The 3,297-nt window shown below is 71.8% G+C and carries 3 protein-coding genes; 1 reads left to right on the forward strand and 2 read right to left on the reverse strand.

Features of this window, described 5'->3' with window-relative positions; all coding sequences use genetic code 11:
- Positions 1 to 86: 86 nt before the first annotated feature.
- Complete coding sequence (locus tag ABZX11_RS48095; RefSeq protein ID WP_176177502.1) at positions 87 to 353, reverse strand: hypothetical protein; 267 nt, start codon at positions 351 to 353, stop codon at positions 87 to 89.
- A gap of 236 nt (positions 354 to 589) precedes the next feature.
- Between ABZX11_RS48095 and ABZX11_RS48100 the strand changes: the two genes are divergently transcribed.
- A complete protein-coding gene (locus tag ABZX11_RS48100; RefSeq protein ID WP_354925900.1) occupies positions 590 to 2,941 on the forward strand; it encodes an alpha-L-fucosidase in 2,352 nt (783 codons plus the stop codon).
- Here ABZX11_RS48100 and ABZX11_RS48105 read toward each other — a convergent pair.
- Positions 2,922 to 3,297 (reverse strand): ATP-binding domain-containing protein (locus ABZX11_RS48105; RefSeq protein WP_354925903.1); only part of this gene is annotated, 376 nt, incomplete at its 5' end. The two genes, ABZX11_RS48100 and ABZX11_RS48105, sit on opposite strands and share 20 nt — an antisense overlap.

Here is a 3,297-nt window from a genome sequence, read left to right on the forward strand (position 1 = left end):
CGGCTTCGTCGTTTTCTCCCCCGAGGTAGGCCTTGACGCCGTCTTCGGTGTCGGCGAGGTGGCCTTCACGGCGTCGAGCGGGAGGCTCAAGCTGCGGCGGCGGGAGGTCCCGCCAGGGCGCGGTGGCCCGCTTCGGTGAGTTCGGCGGGTGCCCACTGGCCGGGTGCGACGAGCCGGGTGGCTCTGACCAGGCCGGCGTGGGCGAGGTCGTGGGCGGTGTTCTGGTCGCAGCAGGACAAGCCGTCGACGCGGAGGTCGGGTTCGCAGCTGCAGCGGAGCTCGGCACGGCCTGCGGCGACCGCCTTGAGCATGGCGATCGCGCGGCGGCTCAGCGCGTTCGGGTGGGTGGACATCGGTCTGGCCTTTCGGTGCGGCTGTTCTCGGTGCGAGTGCTGCAGCTCGTCACCCAGTGATACGCGGCGAACACGAGCGCGGTTCACTTCGATCGGTCCGGTTGGCCTCTTGACACGGCGGAGGCCGCCAAGCAGGCTCAGTCATCGGATGAATCACTTCCGTCAGCGGCAGATGAGTCTTCTGGGTCTGAACTCTGCCGAAAATCCGCCGTAGTCATCCGATCCCTGGAGGTTCAGTGTCGACCTTCCCCCGCCGTCAAGCCCTCGGCATCGCCCTGGGCGGTGCGGTCGCGCTCAGCGCCGCCGGCCGCGCACCCGCCGGTGCCGCCGTCCCCGCCGACGCCGAAGCCGACCGCGCCGGCACCCCGATCGTCCCGCCCCCGCCGCCCGTGCCGGTCGCCCTCGGCGCCTGGTTCACCAACGACGGCATCGACAGCGCGTCGGCCACCGGCGGCGACTTCGACGGCTCGGGCTACACCTTCCCGGCCGAGCACATCCCCGCCGGGCAGACCGTCACCGCCGGCGGTGTCCCGTTCGAGCTCGGGTCCGCGGCCGCCGGGGCGAAGAACAACATCGCCGCCACCGGGCAGAAGATCGACCTGCCGAAGGGCCGCTACTTCGCCGCGTACTTCCTGGTCGCGGCCAGCTACGGCGCGGCGGGCGGCCCGGCGACCGTGCACTACGCCGACGGCAGCACGAGCACCGGGTCCCTCTCCGGCCCCGACTGGTACACCGGCAGCGGCGCGCTCGTCTCGCCGTTCCGCTACGCACCCGGCGGTGTCGTCGACGAAAACCCGGTTTCCCTGGCCACCGGCCAGGTCTGGCTGGACCCGGCCCGCGAAGCCGTCGCGCTGACCCTGCCCACGACGGCGAACCCGGCGCCGAACGTCTCCAGCCTGCACGTCTTCGCCCTCACCCTCCAGCCGGTCGCGGTGGGCCGCTCGGCGCTGGTCCTCGACGGCCGGTCGACGGCGAACCTGCTGACCGACGGCGGTCCGCAGGCCGCCGAAGCGACCATCGTCAACGCCGGCACCGTGTGGCTCGGCGCGGGCGACCGGGTGAGCGTCACCCTCGACGTGCCCGGCGGCCGGACGACCGTGCCCGCGACCATCCGTGCGCTGGCGCCGGGGGAGCAGGCGACGGTCCGGCTCGGGCTCGCCCCGAACGCGTCCGTGCCGCCCGGCACCACGACGAACGGCCAGCTCCGCGTCAGCGCCGGCCGCGGCACCCTCGCCACCCGGCAGATCCCGGTCACCCTCGGCGTCCCGGACTTCCGGCCGGCCGACGCGTCACTCTCGGCGCACCGCGCGCCCTACTGGTTCGCCGACGGCAAGTTCGGCATCTTCATCCACTGGGGTGTCTACGCCGTGCCCGCGTGGGCGCCGGTGGGGCAGCAGTACGCGGAGTGGTACTGGCAGAACCAGCAGGACCCGAACGGCGCCACCTACGCCTACCACCGGCAGAAGTACGGCGAGAACTTCGCCTACGACGACTTCATCCCGCTCTTCACCGCGGCGAAGTTCGACCCGCGCAGCTGGCTGAACCTCATTTCGGACGCCGGTGCCGAGTACTACGTGCTGACGTCCAAGCACCACGACGGCTTCGCGTTGTGGGACACCAAGGTCAGTGACCGCAACTCCGTCAAGCTCGGCCCGAAGCGGAACATCATCGCCGAGCTGTTCGCGGCGTCGCGGAAGTACACCCCGCAGCTGCGCAACGGCCTGTACTTCTCCCTGCCGGAGTGGTTCAACCCGGACAACCCGTGGATGGGGCACGCGCCGCGCAACCCCTACACCGGCGCGCCGCTGCCCTACACCGGCTACACCGCGGGGAAGGACTTCGTCCGCGACTACCAGGCGCCCCAGGTCCTGGAGCTGATCTCGGAATTCGACCCCGACGTCCTGTGGTTCGACATCGGCGGCGTCAACGACACGCGGAACGTGATCTCCGAGTACTTCAACCGCGCGAAGAACCGCAAGCGCCCCAAGGACGTCACCTACAACGACCGCGGCGGCATCCCCGACCACGACTTCACCACCCCGGAGTACACGACCTACCCGAACACCGTGGTGGCGAAGTGGGAGGCCAGCCGCGGCCTCGACCCGTTCTCCTACGGCTACAACCGCGCGACCCCCGACGACCGGTACATGACGGCGGAGGAGGTCGTCCGCACGCTCGTCGACATCGTGTCCAAGAACGGGAACTTCCTGCTCGACATCGGCCCGGACTTCGACGGCACGATCCCGGACGTCATGCAGAAGCACCTGCGGGACGCGGGCGCGTGGCTGAAGGTCAACGGCGAGGCCATCTACGGCACGACGTACTGGTCCCGGCTGGCGCAGCTCGGCGACCTGCGCTTCACGGTCAAGCAGAACGAAGCCTTCTACGTGCACTCGCTGACCGCGCCGGGCAGCCGCCTGGCGGTCGACGCGCCGGTCCCGATCCGCCGCGGAGACCGGGTGACGCTGCTCGGGTACCGCGGGAACCTGCACTGGAGCGTGGAAAACGGCGCGCTGGTGATCGACGTCCCGGCCGCCGCCCGGCAGGCGGGCCGCTACACGTGGGTGTTCAAGATCGCCTGGAGCTGACCGGCCGTTCCGCCAGCGAGCGCAGTTCCCGCGGCACCGGCCCGGAATGGACGACACCCAGCGACCGGGTGGCCCGCGTCATGGCCACGTAGAGGTCGTTGGGCCCGTGCGGGCCGGCCGCGAGGACGGCGGCGGGGTCGGCGATCACCACCGCGTCGAACTCCAGCCCCTTGGCCTCGGCCGGGGTCAGCACCACCACGTCGTCGGCCGGGTCCGGCGGCCGCCGCAACCCGAGTGCGGCCGCCGGCCCGTCCGCCTCCGGCGCGATGATCGCCAGCTTCCCCGTGGTGGGGGGGGACGGGCGACCCGGCCGCCCCCCCCGCGCCGAGCCGGTGGGCGGGCCGCCCCGCCGTGGC

The organism is Amycolatopsis sp. NPDC004169 (genome assembly GCF_040610315.1).
In the GTDB taxonomy this organism is placed as follows: Bacteria; Actinomycetota; Actinomycetes; order Mycobacteriales; family Pseudonocardiaceae; genus Amycolatopsis.

Bases quoted from the DNA above. Each gene is read 5' to 3' on its own strand.
- ABZX11_RS48095 (WP_176177502.1), bottom strand. From the start codon at position 353: ATGTCCACCCACCCGAACGCGCTGAGCCGCCGCGCGATCGCCATGCTC.